The organism is Pseudoalteromonas sp. SR45-4, assembly GCF_014163535.1.
GTDB lineage: Bacteria > Pseudomonadota > Gammaproteobacteria > Enterobacterales > Alteromonadaceae > Pseudoalteromonas > Pseudoalteromonas nigrifaciens.
On record NZ_JACJDO010000001.1, the window covers coordinates 83,991 to 99,059 of the forward strand.

The window sequence follows — 15,069 nt, forward strand, 5'->3', positions numbered from 1 at the left end:
TTAGTTTGATTTAAGATATTCGTTAGTTATTTTCCCAAAGAGGTGATATTTATGGGTACATTTACATGGGTCGGTTTAGTTATTATTGTTGCTATAGCCGCATTTTTCATCGGTGCATTTGTCACTAAAAAACAGTTCAAGCATGATGAATTAGAAGAGCAGGTTGAACAAGCAAAAAATACGCTAGAGCAATATCGACAAGATGTAGCTGATCACTTAGCAAATACTGGTAAGTTAGTAACTAAAATGAAAGACAATTACGATCAGTTACTTAGCCATGTTGAAGAAACTAATCAGTTGTTACTAGAGGACAGAAATAAAGCACCTGCTGAACCTTTTTTCTCTAAAGAGATGACTGAGCAGTTACAAGCTTCACTTAAAGAGCGCCGCTCAGATCGCTCTAACGCCGATGCACAGCCGGCTGATTACGTATCGGGTGAGTCTGGTTTGTTTGCTGGCGAAGCAAAATCTTCAACAGCATCTTGATGAACTTTTTTTCAACCCCATAGTCTTTAGATATAACAGCTTTGTTGTTTTAAAGGGCCTGTTTTTCTTTCGAGGTTGAATTTGCAGCAGTATGTTTGATTTTTAGGCAAGGCAGAGCCTGTGCCATGTGGTTATTTCACATAAACAGGCGATAACGCAGCATAAATAACAAACATGCGCTGCCCTTGGGTTCGTCCTAGGGGGAATTTACTCATTGTTGCTCGGTTTTTACTTAGCCCACTAGGTTACAAATCTCGCGCCGCGATTAAATCCCCTCTAGATAGAACAAATTACAATCCTGAAAGGTCAACAGGCCCTAAATAAACCGAAAAGGGCTGCTTTTAAAGTAGCCCTTTTTGTTTTCGCTTATCCTAAGTGGAGTAAACCCTGACTATGAAAATGAAATTATCACTTATCAGCGCAGCTATTTTGTCTACTAGCCTATTATTGAGCCCGGTTACGTCTTACGCAAAAATGCCGATTGCAGTAAATGGCCAACAATTACCAACACTTGCGCCTATGTTAGAGCAAATAACTCCTGGTGTTGTCAGTATCCAGGTTTCGGGCTCAAAAGAAATACGTCGCCGCGCCGATCCGCTGGAGTTCTTTTTTGGTAACCCACAACCTCGCAGTCAAAAACGTCAATTTAGCGGGTTAGGCTCAGGGGTTATCATTGATGCTAAGAAAGGTTATGTGGTCACTAACAACCATGTGATCCAAGACGCCGAAAAAATGATAGTCACCCTTGAAGACGGCCGAGAGTTTGAGGCAACCAAAATTGGCACTGATAAAGAGTCTGATATCGCCTTATTACAAATAGATGCAGATGATTTAACCGCAGTAAAGCTAGCTAACTCTGATAATTTACGGGTGGGCGACTTTGCTGTTGCCATTGGTAACCCATTTGGTTTAAGCCATACGGTTACATCTGGCATAGTAAGCGCACTTGGTCGCAGTGGCTTAAATATTGAAGGTTACGAAGATTTCATTCAAACCGATGCCGCTATTAACCAAGGTAACTCTGGTGGTGCATTAGTTAATTTAAATGGCGAGCTAATTGGAATTAACACCGCAATTTTAGGCGCATCTGGCGGTAACGTAGGTATTGGCTTTGCTATTCCTTCTAATATGATGAAAAACTTAGTTGATCAAATTATTGAACACGGTGAAGTTCGCCGTGGCTCGCTAGGAATATCAGGTCGCCCTCTCGATGCTGGGCTTGCCAAAGCACAGCAGCTTGACGTAAAACAGGGCGCGTATGTTATGCAAGTAATGGATAACACTGCAGCCAGCAAAGCGGGCATACAAGCAGGCGATGTTATTATTAGCATTAATGGTAGTGATATTAGCGGCTTTCATGAATTACGCAGTAAAATAGCAACCTTAGGCGAAGGCCGAGACGTTAAATTAGGTATTTACCGCGATGGTAAGATAAAAACCGTTAAAGTAACCCTAGATGGCGCATCTGGTATTACCGCAACTGGCGAAGAATTACACCCTGCATTTCAAGGTGCCACATTAGAAAACGTTAAGAAAAATAACGCTAAGGGTATTGAAGTTAGTACGGTAGATCCGCGCTCTCCTGCAGCGCGTGTTGGTCTTGAAGAAGGTGATATTATTGTGCAAGTAAATCGCCAGCGCGTAGAAAGCATAAATGATATGAACCAGATCATTGAAAACATCAAAGGCAACATTGTATTAGGGGTAAAACGCGGTCGTGAGTCTATATTTGTACTCATTCAATAATTTATAACCGTTAAAATGCAATAAAAGTAACAGCGGCACTTGCCGCTGTTATTTTTTTTGGCCATCATAAAGAGATTGCTCACTAACAATAAGAATCTTGTGCTAAAAATCTTAAAATTTATACTCCCTCCTCTATTTGCAGGCCTAGGTATTGCTTTTTTAGTGGTTTTTTTTAGTCCTAATATGCGCACTGCATTGCTGCCTAATGTGCCACTGCCCAGTGCTATGAGTAGCAACCATTTAAGCTTTTCAGATGCGGTTAAGCGTGCGGCTCCTTCGGTAGTCACCGTTTTTTCAGAAAGTATCTCTAAAGAACCACGCTATAAACAACAAAACACCGTACAAGAACTAGGTTCGGGCGTGATCATGTCGCAAGATGGCTATATTCTTACCAATTATCATGTGATTAATAATGCCGACCAAATACTGGTTATATTAACCGATGGCCGACGCTTTTTTGATGTACAGCTTATTGGTTTTGATACTATTACTGACCTTGCGCTCTTAAAAATTAATGCCGATCACTTACCTGTTATTCCTGTTAACGATGACTACTCATCAAGTGTTGGCGACATTGTACTGGCCATTGGTAACCCTTTAAATTTAGGGCAAACCATTACCCAAGGCATTATTAGCGCCACCGGCAAACAAAAAATCACCGACAGTCCTTATAATAATTTATTGCAAATGGACGCAGCCATTAATGTAGGCAATTCGGGCGGTGCATTAGTTAATTCCAATGGTGATTTAGTCGGTATTACTTCTGCGCAATTTAAAACTCGCGAAAACTTAAACATACAGGGAATATTTTTTGCGGTTCCTTACTCTTTAGTAAAAGAGGTTATGGCAAAACTAATTCGTCATGGCCGAGTGGTTCGTGGCTACTTAGGCTTTGAGGGGACAGCTGTAGATAGCACAGGCAAAGAAGTAAACGACAGCCTAACGCCCGTGGCAGGTATGCGTATTACTAACTTAGATCCACTAGGCCCAGCTTGGCAGGCCGGTATTGAAGAGCAAGATATTGTAATTGAAATAGCAGGACTTTCGGTAGCAAACCCACAAAAAGTGTTAGAAAAAATAGGCAATACCGAACCCGGTAAAGAAATAGAATTTGAGCTGTACCGCAATGGTAAAATAGAAAAAATAATGGTGACGGTTGCAGAGCTTGAAACTAAGCTTTAATAAAAAGGCCGGATAGCAAATTAGCTTATCCGGCCTTTAAAAATACCTTAACTAACTAAATAGTTATTTAACTACTTCTACGTTTAATATTAGCACCTAACGCGCTGAGCTTATCTTCAATGCGCTCATAACCTCTATCAACATGATAAATACGATCAACTATCGTTTCACCTTGCGCCACTATACCGGTTAAAATTAAACTGGCTGATGCACGTAGGTCGGTTGCCATAACTTGGGCACCGCTAAGAGTTTTTGTATCACCACAAATAGCTGTGTTGCCTTCTAAGCGAATATTTGCGCCCATACGTTGTAGCTCAGGTACATGCATAAAGCGGTTTTCAAAAATAGTTTCGGTAATGGTGGCACTACCATTAGCCACTACATTTAATGCGGTAAACTGCGCCTGCATATCGGTAGGAAAACCAGGATGCGGAGCTGTTTTAATATTAACGGCTTTTAATTCTCTGCCGCGCATATCTAAATAAATGCTGTTGTCATGTACTTCTAACAATGCATTGGTTGCACGTAGCTTTTCAATTACCGGCTCAAGTGAATGAAAATCGGTCATCTTACACAGCACTTCGCCACTGGCCATAGCAGCAGCAACTAAAAAAGTACCTGTTTCAATACGATCTGGTAAAATACGGTGCTCACAACCCGCTAAACGCTCAACGCCTTCAATTTCAATACGGTTTGTACCCGCACCCGTAATTTTAGCGCCCATAGCAATTAAGCAATTAGCCAAGTCTGTTATTTCTGGCTCACAAGCTGCATTTTCAAGCACAGTTTTGCCATCGGCTAAGGTCGCGGCCATCAATAGGTTTTCAGTAGCGCCAACGCTAACCATCTCCATAAAGATTTCAGCGCCTTTTAAGCGACCATTTACTTTGGCATTAATATAGCCGTTTTCTACGTTGATTTGTGCGCCCATGCGCTCTAAGCCTTGAATATGAATATCCACAGGTCGAGCCCCAATAGCGCAGCCACCAGGGAGTGACACTTGTGCTTCACCAAAACGCGCCACTAAAGGCCCGAGTGTCAGTACCGATGCACGCATTTGCTTAACTAGGTCATACGGAGCAAGTGTTTTATCCACTGTTGCGCCGTCAATCACAAGCGTGTCGCCTTGCCAATTAACACTCGCACCTAAGGTTTTTAATAACGCTTCGGTGGTAACTATGTCACGCAAGCGCGGTACATTAGTAAACGTACTTTTACCATCGGCTAATAATGCGGCAAATAAAATAGGAAGTGCCGCATTTTTAGCGCCAGAGATAGTAACTTCACCCGCAAGCGAAGTGCCACCTTGAATTACAAATTGATCCATGTAGGGGCCTTTTTTATTGCGGTAAAATAAATTTTTGTTCGCGTTTCCACTCTACAGGAGTAAAAGCGCGAATTGATACTGCGTGAATGGTGCCATCTGAAATAGTATTCATTAATGGTCCATAAACTAGCTGTTGCTTTTTCACTCGGCTTAAACCGTCAAAGCATTCGCCAACAGCTATTACTTCATAATGGCTACCATTGGCTTTAACATGTACTTCTGCTAATTGAAGTTCATCGCGTAATAATATTTCGACTTGGCTAGTTTCCATAACTCTCACTCAAATAGGGTTGTAACTTGACCCAATTGCATTAAATTTTGCAATTGTTCAGGTGGATTTTGCAACTCAAGGCGAATGCCTTGTTGCTTGTACTGCGCAAAAGTGTGAATTAACCAAGCTAAGCCTGCTGTGTCAACCCTAGATACGTCACTAAGGTCAAAGTAGCAGATTTTATGCTTGGTTATTGCCTGACTGCCCAGGCCTTTTTCATCGCCAATTGAACTTCGAGTAAGCTCACCACTGACTCGAAAATGTTGCTCATCAACTTGGCTTATCACCAACTTAGTCATTGGTGTCGCTGCCTCTAAACTGTACTGGCAGTTGGCTCTTTTGCTCTAAAAGGTTACTTACGTGGTCAATACCTTGTTGGCGTAACATGCCTTGTAGCTCACTTTGCTTTGCATCTAGTAAGCTAATACCTTCTGCAATCATATCGTAAGCACGCCATTCACCACTTCTGTCTTCACGTACTTTAAAGTCAATTTTAATATCGGGTTTACCCGCTTCAATTATCTTGCTTTTTACTACCACCACATCTTTACCTTTAAAAGGTTGTGGTGCGCCAAACTCGACTTGTTGGTTGGTGTATTGGGTAAAAACACCTGCATACGTTGCTACTAGGTACTCTCTAAATACTACAATAAAGCGCTGAATATCTTTAATTGCGCGCGCTTTTTCAGCTTCATCGGTTATTGCACGCACTTTTGATACTTCGCTGCCTAACACTCGCAGTGCCGCATATTTGTAGTCAATGTAGGGCATTAATTCTTCTTCAACAATGACACGTAAATGCTCATTATTTTTAATAATTAATGGCTGATCTTTTGTGATCCGCTCAAAGGTATTATCTGCCACTTGACGTACCATTTTGTTAGGATCTGTTAGTTTAACATCGGCAGCTTTAACTACCTGTGCAAACGTTAGGGTACTAAGCGCTGCAATAACTAAAAACTTTTTCAACATAATAATTACTCACTACCTTGGTTGAATAAAAACTGCCCAATTAACTCTTCTAGCACTAAGGCAGACTTAGTATCGGTAATAGATCCACCGTCACCTAGCGCTTTACTTTCTACGCCAAATAAATCATCAATTGCTTGATCTTGTTCGTTATGTACCACAGTTAAACCTAAACAACGCTGCTCTGCAGATTCTGGTGCAATAACAGGATTAATCCCTAAGTACTGCTCACCTAAAATGCCTGACGTTAAAATAGAGATTGAGCTAGTGTCTGAAAAACGACATAAATACTGTGCATCAATGGTCATATTAACAACTGGTAAAAATTCTTGCGGATGAACATAAATAGATTCTACCCGGCCAATAACCACACCGCCCACTTTAATGGGTGCACGGGGCTTTAATGAGCCTATGTTTTCAAATTTAGCATTAAGTGTGTATGTGTCACCTGAGCCACTAATACCAGTGTTGGCCACTTTAAGCGCAAGCATAGCAAATGCTAAAATGCCTAGTGCGACAAAAAAACCAACTAAAATCTCTAATTTCCGTGAATTCATTATCTATACCCTACTAGTTGGTAAACATTACCGCTGTCAAAAGAAAGTCAAACCCTAACACTGCTAAAGATGAGTGCACCACGGTTTCTGTGGTTGCTTTACTGATCCCCTCAGAAGTTGGTACACAATCATATCCTTTATAAAGGGCGATCCAGGTCACTACAATAGCAAATACAACGCTTTTAATTATGCCATTGAGTATGTCTTGCTGAAACGAAACTTGTGATTGCATAATTGACCAAAAGCTTCCGGTATCAACGCCTAGCCAATCAACGCCGACTAAATGGGCACCAATAATAGCCACTGCCGAAAATATTAATGCTAACAACGGCATACTTATTAAACCAGCCCAAAAACGCGGTGCAATTATACGTTTCAATGGATCAATGGCCATCATTTCGAGTGATGACAATTGCTCGGTTGCTTTCATTAAGCCAATTTCAGCGGTGAGCGCACTGCCCGCCCGCCCAGCAAATAGCAATGCAGTAACCACAGGACCTAACTCTCTGAGCAAACTCAGCGCAACTAAAGGGCCTAAGCTATCCTCTGCACCATAACCAACCAGCACTGTATAGCCTTGCAGCGCTAATACCATGCCAATAAACAACCCCGACACCACAATAATGAGCAACGATTGTGAGCCCACCATATAAAGCTGGCGAATGAGTAAGGGGGGGCCTTTTTTAAAGTTAGGTATGTGCACAAGTGCACCAAATAACATGTTCGCTGAGCGCCCTAGCGCTGCAAAACGACCTAGTGTTTTATGCCCTATTTTTTGCAGAAAATTCAACATCATTTATTCTCTCCAAGCAACTCATCTGCATATATTTGTGCCGGGAAATGAAATGGCACAGGACCATCCGATAAGCCTTTTAAGAACTGCTGTACCAAAGGAGATTCATGTTGACGCATTTGTTCTGGCGATCCACTGCCAATAACACCTTGATCGGCAATTATTATAACGTGATCGGCAATGCTCATGACTTCGTTCACATCATGGGTCACGATTAAAGACGATAAACCAAGCACTTCATTGAGTGACTTTATAAGCTTTACCAGTACTCCCATAGAAATAGGGTCTTGGCCTGCAAATGGCTCATCATACATAATTAATTCAGGGTCAAGTGCTATAGAGCGGGCTAAAGCTGCACGGCGAGCCATACCACCTGACAACTCCGATGGCATTAAATCTTTAGCGCCTCGTAAACCCACAGCTTGTAACTTCATTAATACCACTAAACGAATAAGGTCTTCACTTAGCTTAGTGTGCTCTCGAATCGGAAAAGCTATATTATCGAATACCGACATGTCAGTAAATAATGCACCACTTTGAAAAAGCATACTCATTTTGGTACGCGCTTCATATAGGGCTTTACGTGACATTTTTGGAATGCTACTGCCTTCAAATAAAATATCACCAGAGTCAGGCTTTAGCTGACCGCCAATTAAACGTAGCATGGTAGTTTTACCAATGCCGCTTGGCCCCATAATGGCAGTGATTTTACCTTTAGGAACACTAAAACTCATATTTTTATATATGATTCTATCGCCCCTTGAAAAGCAAACATCCTTGACTTCTACTATTGATTGCGACAAGTCGCTCTCCATAACAATATTCACTCGTATTCCTATTTTAAGGCTTTTTCGACCAAGATGGAAAAAACAATTCGTAAGATTTTGTAATGTAATTGCCAAAACAGTTATAAGGCTCGCTCAAACCACCTTAACCTTGGCTTAAACCTTTGCATAGCATACCCTAAATATTTATAAAATAAGTGATTAACCGCTCTCTTCGCCACTGTTTTATTTATACTTTCAGATTGGCTTTTGTTACTATTCGCGCAATATGTATTTTCAATAACTGGTTCAATACAATGGTTACCTCATTTGTTATTTTAATTTTTGGTCTTGCTGGCCTAGTTTGGAGCGCTGACAAGTTCGTTTATGGCGCCGCAGCACTGGCGAAAAACTTTGGTGTGCCTACTTTAATTGTAGGGTTAACCGTTGTTGCAATGGGTTCATCAGCGCCTGAAATGATGGTTTCGGCTTCTGCCGCTTTAGCCGGTAAAACCGATACTGCCATAGGCAATGCCGTTGGCTCAAACATAACCAATATTTTATTAGTACTGGGTATTACCGCTTTATTGCGCCCGCTGTCTGTTTCATCAAGCACCTTAAAACGTGAAATACCTTTGGTATTAATTATTTCGTTAGCTACTTGGTATATTTTTTCAGATAACTATTTTTCATACCCAGAAGCAATTTCCCTACTTATTGGTTTTGTTGTATTTATTTTTGGACTTATTATTATCTCCCTAAGAGCTAAAAATAATAACGATCCATTTGTAAACGAAGCCTGCGATGAAGTACCCGATAACGTTCCCACTAAAAAGGCAGTTTTTTGGCTCATTGTAGGCTTGATATTACTTCCTGTTAGTTCTCACTTTTTAGTTGGCTCAGCTGTCGATATTGCAAAATTCTTTGGCTTAAGTGACTTGGTAATTGGCTTAACTATTATTGCTATTGGCACCAGTTTACCAGAACTGGCAGCGTCTGTTGCAGGTGTGCTTAAAAATGAAGATGACCTAGCACTGGGTAATATTGTGGGCTCAAATATTTTTAATATTTTAGCCGTGTTACCACTTGCCGGTATTATCAATCCATCGATAATCGACCCTTCTATTGCTAATCGTGATGTACTGATTATGATTGCAGCAACCTTGGCACTTATTGTTATGTCATTGAACTTTAGAGGCGCTCAGCGTATCAATAGAGTAGAAGGTGGTTTACTGCTAAGCGCATTTTTGATTTACCAAGGTTACATCTTTAGTCAAATAGGGTAAGAGTTGTCTATGACCAAGCTAAGTTTTATCGAGCAAGGGCTACGTGTTCTTGATATCGAGCGCCAAGCACTTTTTGATATAAAACAATATGTAGATGATAATTTTCATCAGGCATGTCAGCTTATGTATGACTGCAGCGGCCGTATTATAATTATTGGTATGGGTAAGTCGGGGCATATTGGCCATAAAATTGCGGCAACTTTAGCAAGCACTGGTAGCCCTGCTTTTTTTGTGCACCCAGGCGAAGCCAGCCACGGCGATTTGGGCATGATCACTAAAAACGATGTCGTTATGCTTATTTCTAACTCAGGCGAAACCAGTGAAGTACTTAATATTATTCCAGTGTTAAAACGCCTTGGTGCAAAAATTATTTCCATGACAGGAAATACACAATCAACCATGGCCACACTTGCTAACGTGCATGTATGCATTAAAGTAGAAAAAGAAGCCTGCTCATTAGGCTTAGCACCAACAGCCAGTACCACGGCAACACTCGCTATGGGCGATGCAATGGCGGTAGCACTGTTAGAAGCACGCGGATTTACTGCCGATGACTTTGCACTATCGCATCCCGGTGGCAGTTTAGGGAAGCGATTACTGCTCACCTTAAAAGATGTTATGCACAGCGGTGTAAATACGCCTATTATAACTACTTCGCAAACTATTAAAGATGCGCTGATTGAAATGACAGCTAAAGGCTTAGGTATGACCGCCATAGTTGACGATAATCAGCAACTCGCTGGGTTATTTACCGATGGTGATTTACGCCGTATTTTAGAGCAACGCGTTGATATTCATACCACGTCAATAGATGCAGTAATGACTAAATCGTGTACCACGGCAACCCAAGATATGCTTGCTGCGCAAGCGCTTAATATCATGGAACATAAACGCATTAATGGCTTAATTATTATTAATGAGCATAATCAGCCTATTGGGGCACTCAATATGCAAGACCTACTTAAAGCAGGAGTATTATAAATGCAATTTGAAGAACTCTATCAAGCGCTAAGTGATGACGCTAAAGCGCGCGCAAAAAAAGTAAAACTACTTATATGCGACATTGATGGTGTATTTTCTGATGGCCGAATTTATCTTGGCAACCAAGGTGAAGAGCTAAAAGCATTTAATACAAAAGATGGCTTTGGTATTAAAGCACTTATTAACAGCGGCTTTGAAGTAGCGGTTATTACCGGCAGGCACTCGCAAATAGTACAACAACGTATGACCAGCTTAACCGTGCAGCATATTTATCAAGGTCAAGAAAACAAGCTTATTGCCTACCAAGAACTTAAAAACAAGCTTAATTTGAGCGATGAGCAAATTGCTTATATTGGTGATGATGGCCCTGATATGCCTGTTATGGAGTTAGTTGGCTTTGCAGTCGCAGTAAACGACGCGCACCCACTAATTAAACGCTTAGCACATTACACTACGCGAATGCCGGGTGGTTTTGGTGCAGTAAGAGAGCTAACCGACTTACTTATGCTTGAAAACAATAAACCATTAACTAGCCAAGGCACCAGTTCATGAATATAGCGCGCATAGTCTTAAGCGTTTTATTCATCACCTGTATGGTTTGGCTTTGGTACCCTTATTTTACTCAGGTAAATACGGTTGCTAAAGCCGACTCAGAAGTAATAGCTAAACCCGATTACACCGCCATTGAGCTAAAACAAACAGCTTTTGACGAAAACGGTGAAATTAGCCATAAAGTAACTGCGGTTAAAACGGAGCTTTACGAGCAGCTAGGATTTACCTTATTCGAAAAACCTACTTTCATATTGTACGACGACAGACAAAAAACGTGGCGTATCAATGCTGATGAAGCAACACTTTACGATGAAAGACAATTAATTTTAGAGGGTAATGTAACTGCCCAAAACTTAATTGATGGCGCAATGATAGACAAAATTACCGCCGACAATATTCAAGTAGATATAATGCTACTCACTATGCGCAGCGAACAGCCCGTTATTATAACTGGACCGAATTTAAAGATCACCGGTAAAGGCCTTGAAGCCAATTTAACAACCGAGGTGATAAAACTAATTAACCATACGCGAACACTATATTATGACCAATAACCTTGCAAAAATACTTATTATTCCATCGCTTATACTTGTATTTAATAGTAATGCGGCAGAGCAAAGTACTTCCCCATTAGCTAATCAAATTTCTATTAGTGCTGACCGACAAGAAGGTCAACTAAAAGAAAACGTTGGTATTTTTGAAAAAAATGTCGAGATAATTCACGGCAATCGTCGTATCACCGCCGATCGTTTAGAAGTACATAAGCGCGACGAACTTGGCGATAATAAACAACTATTAATTGCCACGGGCAGTCCTGCATATTTTGAAGAAAAGCAAGCAGATGGTACTGTCATGAGCGCCAGCGCTAACGAAGTACGTTACGATGTAGCGAAACGTTTTTTAACCCTGGTAGGAGATGCAAACATTTCTCAAGCTGGGCAAAAAATTACGGCTAAAAGCATCACCTACGATATAGAGCAACAGCTTATAAGTGCTGAAAAAGATGAAAACTCAACTGATCGGGTACACACTATTTTAGTGCCTATAGACGTAAAAAAAGAACAAAAACTCAATAAAGGTCAGCCATGAGTACATTAAAAGCAGAGCTATTAGCAAAAAGCTATAAAGGCCGTGAAGTTGTTAAAAATGTAGGACTTGAAGTAAAAGCTGGCAGCATTGTTGGTTTACTTGGCCCAAATGGCGCAGGTAAAACCACTACCTTTTACATGATTGTAGGCTTAGTTCCTAGCGACAAAGGTAAAATATTAATTGATGATAACGATATTACCTTACTTCCTATGCACAGCCGTGCTCGTTTAGGTATTGGTTATTTACCACAAGAATCTTCTATTTTTAGAAAGCTCACTGTGTATCAAAATTTAATGGCTATTTTAGAAACGCGTAAGCAACTAAATAAACAAGCCAGGGAAGAAACCCTAAATAGTTTATTGGACGAATTTAGCCTGCAACATATTCGCGACAGCTTAGGTATGGCGCTATCTGGTGGTGAACGTCGCCGCGTAGAAATAGCACGTGCTTTAGCTGCAGATCCTAAATTTATATTGCTTGATGAGCCCTTTGCTGGCGTGGATCCTATTTCAGTACTCGATATTAAAAAAATTATAGAACACCTTAAAAATCGTGGTATTGGCGTACTAATTACCGACCACAATGTAAGGGAAACCCTTGATGTTTGTGAAAAAGCCTACATTGTTTCTCATGGGGAGCTAATTGCATCTGGTACTCCTGAATTTGTATTAAACGATAAAACAGTACGTGATGTTTATTTAGGCGAGCAGTTCAAACTGTAATATTTATGTTATTACTATAAGCATCTGCTAAGATTAATCATATCAATTTATAAGGATTGTTAGAGATAAATGAGGCAATCATTACAGCTGCGCATGGGCCAGCAACTTACAATGACTCCGCAACTGCAACAGGCTATTCGCTTATTGCAGCTTAGTACCTTGGATCTCCAGCAAGAAATACAAGAAGCACTTGATAGCAACCCATTACTTGAAGTTGATGAACAAGATTACACGGAAGAATCAGCAGGTAAAAACGAGCAAAAAGCAGATGACATTACTGTTAGCGCCTCTGCTGACGACACCCCAAGCGAGTATGAGCAAGATAGCGGCGAAGCACTAAATAAAGACACCATAAGCGACGACATGGCCATGGATGTATCATGGGATGAATATATGAGCGCAGCGCCTGCCTCTTCATCAGGGCCAATGCCTGAAGATGAATCTATTTATCAAGGTGCATCAACCGAAACCCTGCATGAATACTTAATGTGGCAATTACAGCTCACCCCTTTTAGCCCTACCGACGAAGCTATTGCCATAGCTATCGTTGAAGCCGTAGATGACTCTGGTATTTTAACCCTCAGTTGCGAAGACCTTTTAGCAAGCTTTAACCAAGAAACTGACGACGAACACGAAGTAGAACTAGATGAAATAGAAGCAGTGCTAAAGCGCATTCAATTATTTGATCCTGTTGGTATTGCAGCTCGCAGCTTGCAAGAATGCTTATGCATTCAATTAAATCAATTTGATAAAGACACCCCTTATATTAACGAAACAAAAATGGTGTTAACTGATCATATCGATTTACTCGCTGCTCGCGACTATCGTACGTTAATGAAAAAAACTAAGCTCAAAGAAGAAGAGCTTAAAGAAATAATGACACTTATTCATACGCTTAATCCTAAGCCTGCGGATACTATTGTCAGAGAAGAGTCTGAATACGTTATACCTGACGTGTCTGTTAAAAAAATAAAAGGCCGCTGGGTGGTAGAGCTAAACCCAGATAGCATGCCAAAAATACGTGTTAACAGCCAATATGCGGCTATGTCTCGTACAGTAAAATCCAGCGGTGACAGCCAATTTATTCGCTCGCACTTACAAGAAGCTAAATGGTTTATTAAAAGCCTAGAAAGTAGAAACGAAACCCTCCTGAAAGTAACTAATTGTATTGTTAAGCAGCAACAAGCGTTTTTTGAACATGGCCCAGAAGCCATGAAACCTATGGTTTTAAACGATGTTGCCGAAATAGTTGAAATGCACGAGTCGACTATTTCACGGGTCACTACGCAAAAATATATGCACACTCCACGTGGCATTTTTGAGCTTAAGTACTTTTTTTCAAGCCATGTAAGCACCGAAAATGGTGGCGAATGTTCATCAACTGCCATACGTGCCTTGATTAAAAAGTTGATAGCTGCAGAAAACTTAGCCAAACCATTGAGTGATAGCAAGATTGCAGATATATTGGCTGAGCAAGGAATTAAAGTAGCTAGACGGACAATTGCAAAATATCGCGAATCTCTGGCTATTCCCCCGTCGAATCAACGTAAAAGCTTGATTTAAGACGTACAACAAAGAGGAAAATGCTGATGCAACTAAACTTAACTGGTCGTCATGTAGACATTACAGACTCATTAAGAGACTATGTAAATAATAAATTTGCAAAGCTGCAAAGACACTCAGATCACATAACTAATGTGCATGTTATTCTCGATGTAGAAAAATTAAGTCAAAAAGCTGAAGCAACAATTTTTGTAAGTGGCGCTGAGCTATTTGCATCGACCGAACACCAAGATATGTACGCTGCCATTGACTCGTTGATTGACAAACTCGATCGTCAAGTAATTAAACACAAAGAGAAGTTTGCTCGACACTAACACTATGAAATTAAGCTCACTTATATGCCAGGACTGCAGCAAAGCTGTGGTCCTTTTTAATAGTAAAAAAAGAATTTTAGAATTCATCAGTGAACTCGCGCATAAAAAAATGCCGTATTTACCTCAGCAAGATATTCTCACTGCTTTATTGGCAAGAGAAAAGTTAGGTAGTACCGGTATTGGCCGAGGAATAGCAATTCCACATGGCCGTATGAGCGGGGCACAAGAGCCTCTTGCCTTAATTTTAATAAGCGAAACCGCTATTAATTTTGATGCAATTGATAATCGTCCAGTTGATATTTTTGTTGCGCTTATAGTGCCCGATGGCGATAACCAGCAGCACTTGAAAACACTAGCCACAATAGCTGATAAACTAAACGATAAAGAGTTTTGTAAGCAATTGCGTGCGGCAAAGTCTGATGAAGCGTTATACCAAGTTATTTTGAATCAATCCTAGTTACTAATAA

19 protein-coding genes are annotated in these 15,069 nt (G+C 40.6%); 12 read left to right on the top strand and 7 right to left on the bottom strand.

Translation table 11 applies throughout. The features are described 5' to 3' along the window. Positions 1 to 51 precede the first annotated feature (51 nt). The 3 genes from H5058_RS00390 to H5058_RS00400 all read left to right on the top strand — a co-directional run bounded on the left by H5058_RS00390 (position 52) and on the right by H5058_RS00400 (position 3,414). Positions 52 to 486, top strand: a complete 435-nt coding sequence (locus H5058_RS00390; RefSeq protein ID WP_011329183.1) for a YhcB family protein — start codon at positions 52 to 54, stop codon at positions 484 to 486. A 393-nt stretch (positions 487 to 879) separates the two neighbouring features. Beyond that, complete coding sequence (locus H5058_RS00395; protein WP_086995406.1) at positions 880 to 2,232, top strand: Do family serine endopeptidase; 1,353 nt, start codon at positions 880 to 882, stop codon at positions 2,230 to 2,232. Positions 2,233 to 2,331: 99 nt separating this feature from the next. Next, positions 2,332 to 3,414, top strand: coding sequence for a trypsin-like peptidase domain-containing protein (locus H5058_RS00400; RefSeq protein WP_179806972.1), 1,083 nt, complete (start codon positions 2,332 to 2,334; stop codon positions 3,412 to 3,414). A gap of 67 nt (positions 3,415 to 3,481) precedes the next feature. Here the strand turns inward: H5058_RS00400 and murA are convergent, their stop codons facing one another. The 7 genes from murA to H5058_RS00435 are packed head-to-tail and all read right to left on the bottom strand — an operon-like array spanning position 3,482 to position 8,146. Beyond that, a complete protein-coding gene (gene murA / locus H5058_RS00405; protein ID WP_179806971.1) occupies positions 3,482 to 4,741 on the bottom strand; it encodes a UDP-N-acetylglucosamine 1-carboxyvinyltransferase in 1,260 nt (419 codons plus the stop codon). A gap of 13 nt (positions 4,742 to 4,754) precedes the next feature. After that, entirely contained in the window at positions 4,755 to 5,012 is a 258-nt protein-coding gene (locus H5058_RS00410; protein WP_011329187.1) for a BolA family protein, read from the bottom strand. Between the two features lie 5 nt (positions 5,013 to 5,017). Next, entirely contained in the window at positions 5,018 to 5,311 is a 294-nt protein-coding gene (locus H5058_RS00415) for a lipid asymmetry maintenance protein MlaB (protein ID WP_011329188.1), read from the bottom strand. After that, complete coding sequence (locus H5058_RS00420; protein WP_179806970.1) at positions 5,304 to 5,984, bottom strand: phospholipid-binding protein MlaC; 681 nt, start codon at positions 5,982 to 5,984, stop codon at positions 5,304 to 5,306. Before H5058_RS00420 ends, H5058_RS00415 begins: the two co-directional genes overlap by 8 nt. Before the next feature lie 5 nt (positions 5,985 to 5,989). Then, positions 5,990 to 6,538 (bottom strand): outer membrane lipid asymmetry maintenance protein MlaD, encoded by a 549-nt coding sequence (gene mlaD / locus H5058_RS00425; protein ID WP_011329190.1) that lies wholly within the window; start codon positions 6,536 to 6,538, stop codon positions 5,990 to 5,992. A gap of 13 nt (positions 6,539 to 6,551) precedes the next feature. Further along, a complete protein-coding gene (gene mlaE / locus H5058_RS00430) occupies positions 6,552 to 7,331 on the bottom strand; it encodes a lipid asymmetry maintenance ABC transporter permease subunit MlaE (protein ID WP_179806993.1) in 780 nt (259 codons plus the stop codon). Next, the gene (locus tag H5058_RS00435) at positions 7,331 to 8,146 is read right to left on the bottom strand and encodes an ATP-binding cassette domain-containing protein (RefSeq protein WP_011329192.1); all 816 of its coding nucleotides are present in this window, start codon (positions 8,144 to 8,146) and stop codon (positions 7,331 to 7,333) included. Before H5058_RS00435 ends, mlaE begins: the two co-directional genes overlap by 1 nt. A gap of 266 nt (positions 8,147 to 8,412) precedes the next feature. Here H5058_RS00435 and H5058_RS00440 point away from each other — a divergent pair, with 266 nt between their 5' ends. From H5058_RS00440 to ptsN, 9 genes are all read left to right on the top strand, one after another. Continuing rightward, complete coding sequence (locus tag H5058_RS00440; RefSeq protein WP_182676495.1) at positions 8,413 to 9,381, top strand: calcium/sodium antiporter; 969 nt, start codon at positions 8,413 to 8,415, stop codon at positions 9,379 to 9,381. Between the two features lie 9 nt (positions 9,382 to 9,390). Next, positions 9,391 to 10,362, top strand: coding sequence for a KpsF/GutQ family sugar-phosphate isomerase (locus tag H5058_RS00445; RefSeq protein WP_011329194.1), 972 nt, complete (start codon positions 9,391 to 9,393; stop codon positions 10,360 to 10,362). Further along, on the top strand, positions 10,363 to 10,914 hold the full coding sequence (gene kdsC / locus H5058_RS00450; protein WP_182676497.1) for a 3-deoxy-manno-octulosonate-8-phosphatase KdsC: 552 nt from the start codon (positions 10,363 to 10,365) through the stop codon (positions 10,912 to 10,914). Further along, positions 10,911 to 11,468 (top strand): LPS export ABC transporter periplasmic protein LptC, encoded by a 558-nt coding sequence (gene lptC, locus H5058_RS00455; protein WP_089368740.1) that lies wholly within the window; start codon positions 10,911 to 10,913, stop codon positions 11,466 to 11,468. The genes kdsC and lptC overlap by 4 nt, the downstream gene beginning before the upstream one ends. Beyond that, positions 11,458 to 12,003 carry a lipopolysaccharide transport periplasmic protein LptA gene (lptA, locus tag H5058_RS00460; RefSeq protein ID WP_182676499.1) on the top strand — a complete coding sequence of 182 codons (546 nt, stop codon included), beginning with the start codon at positions 11,458 to 11,460 and terminating at the stop codon, positions 12,001 to 12,003. Before lptC ends, lptA begins: the two co-directional genes overlap by 11 nt. Then, complete coding sequence (gene lptB / locus H5058_RS00465; RefSeq protein ID WP_011329198.1) at positions 12,000 to 12,725, top strand: LPS export ABC transporter ATP-binding protein; 726 nt, start codon at positions 12,000 to 12,002, stop codon at positions 12,723 to 12,725. The genes lptA and lptB overlap by 4 nt, the downstream gene beginning before the upstream one ends. A 69-nt stretch (positions 12,726 to 12,794) precedes the next feature. Further along, positions 12,795 to 14,288, top strand: coding sequence for an RNA polymerase factor sigma-54 (locus H5058_RS00470; RefSeq protein ID WP_041454568.1), 1,494 nt, complete (start codon positions 12,795 to 12,797; stop codon positions 14,286 to 14,288). A 26-nt stretch (positions 14,289 to 14,314) separates the two neighbouring features. Continuing rightward, complete coding sequence (gene hpf / locus H5058_RS00475) at positions 14,315 to 14,602, top strand: ribosome hibernation promoting factor (protein WP_011329200.1); 288 nt, start codon at positions 14,315 to 14,317, stop codon at positions 14,600 to 14,602. 4 nt (positions 14,603 to 14,606) lie between these two features. Beyond that, entirely contained in the window at positions 14,607 to 15,059 is a 453-nt protein-coding gene (gene ptsN / locus H5058_RS00480; protein WP_182676501.1) for a PTS IIA-like nitrogen regulatory protein PtsN, read from the top strand. Positions 15,060 to 15,069 lie beyond the last annotated feature (10 nt).

What these genes read in the sequence shown, in the direction of transcription:
- H5058_RS00390 (WP_011329183.1), top strand. Translation starts at nt 52, where the DNA reads ATGGGTACATTTACATGGGTCGGTTTAGTTATTATTGTTGCTATAGCC.
- H5058_RS00395 (WP_086995406.1), top strand. Translation starts at nt 880, where the DNA reads ATGAAAATGAAATTATCACTTATCAGCGCAGCTATTTTGTCTACTAGC.
- murA (WP_179806971.1), bottom strand. Translation starts at nt 4,741, where the DNA reads ATGGATCAATTTGTAATTCAAGGTGGCACTTCGCTTGCGGGTGAAGTT.
- H5058_RS00410 (WP_011329187.1), bottom strand. Translation starts at nt 5,012, where the DNA reads ATGGAAACTAGCCAAGTCGAAATATTATTACGCGATGAACTTCAATTA.
- H5058_RS00415 (WP_011329188.1), bottom strand. Translation starts at nt 5,311, where the DNA reads ATGACTAAGTTGGTGATAAGCCAAGTTGATGAGCAACATTTTCGAGTC.
- H5058_RS00420 (WP_179806970.1), bottom strand. Translation starts at nt 5,984, where the DNA reads ATGTTGAAAAAGTTTTTAGTTATTGCAGCGCTTAGTACCCTAACGTTT.
- mlaD (WP_011329190.1), bottom strand. Translation starts at nt 6,538, where the DNA reads ATGAATTCACGGAAATTAGAGATTTTAGTTGGTTTTTTTGTCGCACTA.
- mlaE (WP_179806993.1), bottom strand. Translation starts at nt 7,331, where the DNA reads ATGTTGAATTTTCTGCAAAAAATAGGGCATAAAACACTAGGTCGTTTT.
- H5058_RS00435 (WP_011329192.1), bottom strand. Translation starts at nt 8,146, where the DNA reads ATGGAGAGCGACTTGTCGCAATCAATAGTAGAAGTCAAGGATGTTTGC.
- H5058_RS00440 (WP_182676495.1), top strand. Translation starts at nt 8,413, where the DNA reads ATGGTTACCTCATTTGTTATTTTAATTTTTGGTCTTGCTGGCCTAGTT.
- H5058_RS00445 (WP_011329194.1), top strand. Translation starts at nt 9,391, where the DNA reads ATGACCAAGCTAAGTTTTATCGAGCAAGGGCTACGTGTTCTTGATATC.
- kdsC (WP_182676497.1), top strand. Translation starts at nt 10,363, where the DNA reads ATGCAATTTGAAGAACTCTATCAAGCGCTAAGTGATGACGCTAAAGCG.
- lptC (WP_089368740.1), top strand. Translation starts at nt 10,911, where the DNA reads ATGAATATAGCGCGCATAGTCTTAAGCGTTTTATTCATCACCTGTATG.
- lptA (WP_182676499.1), top strand. Translation starts at nt 11,458, where the DNA reads ATGACCAATAACCTTGCAAAAATACTTATTATTCCATCGCTTATACTT.
- lptB (WP_011329198.1), top strand. Translation starts at nt 12,000, where the DNA reads ATGAGTACATTAAAAGCAGAGCTATTAGCAAAAAGCTATAAAGGCCGT.
- H5058_RS00470 (WP_041454568.1), top strand. Translation starts at nt 12,795, where the DNA reads ATGAGGCAATCATTACAGCTGCGCATGGGCCAGCAACTTACAATGACT.
- hpf (WP_011329200.1), top strand. Translation starts at nt 14,315, where the DNA reads ATGCAACTAAACTTAACTGGTCGTCATGTAGACATTACAGACTCATTA.
- ptsN (WP_182676501.1), top strand. Translation starts at nt 14,607, where the DNA reads ATGAAATTAAGCTCACTTATATGCCAGGACTGCAGCAAAGCTGTGGTC.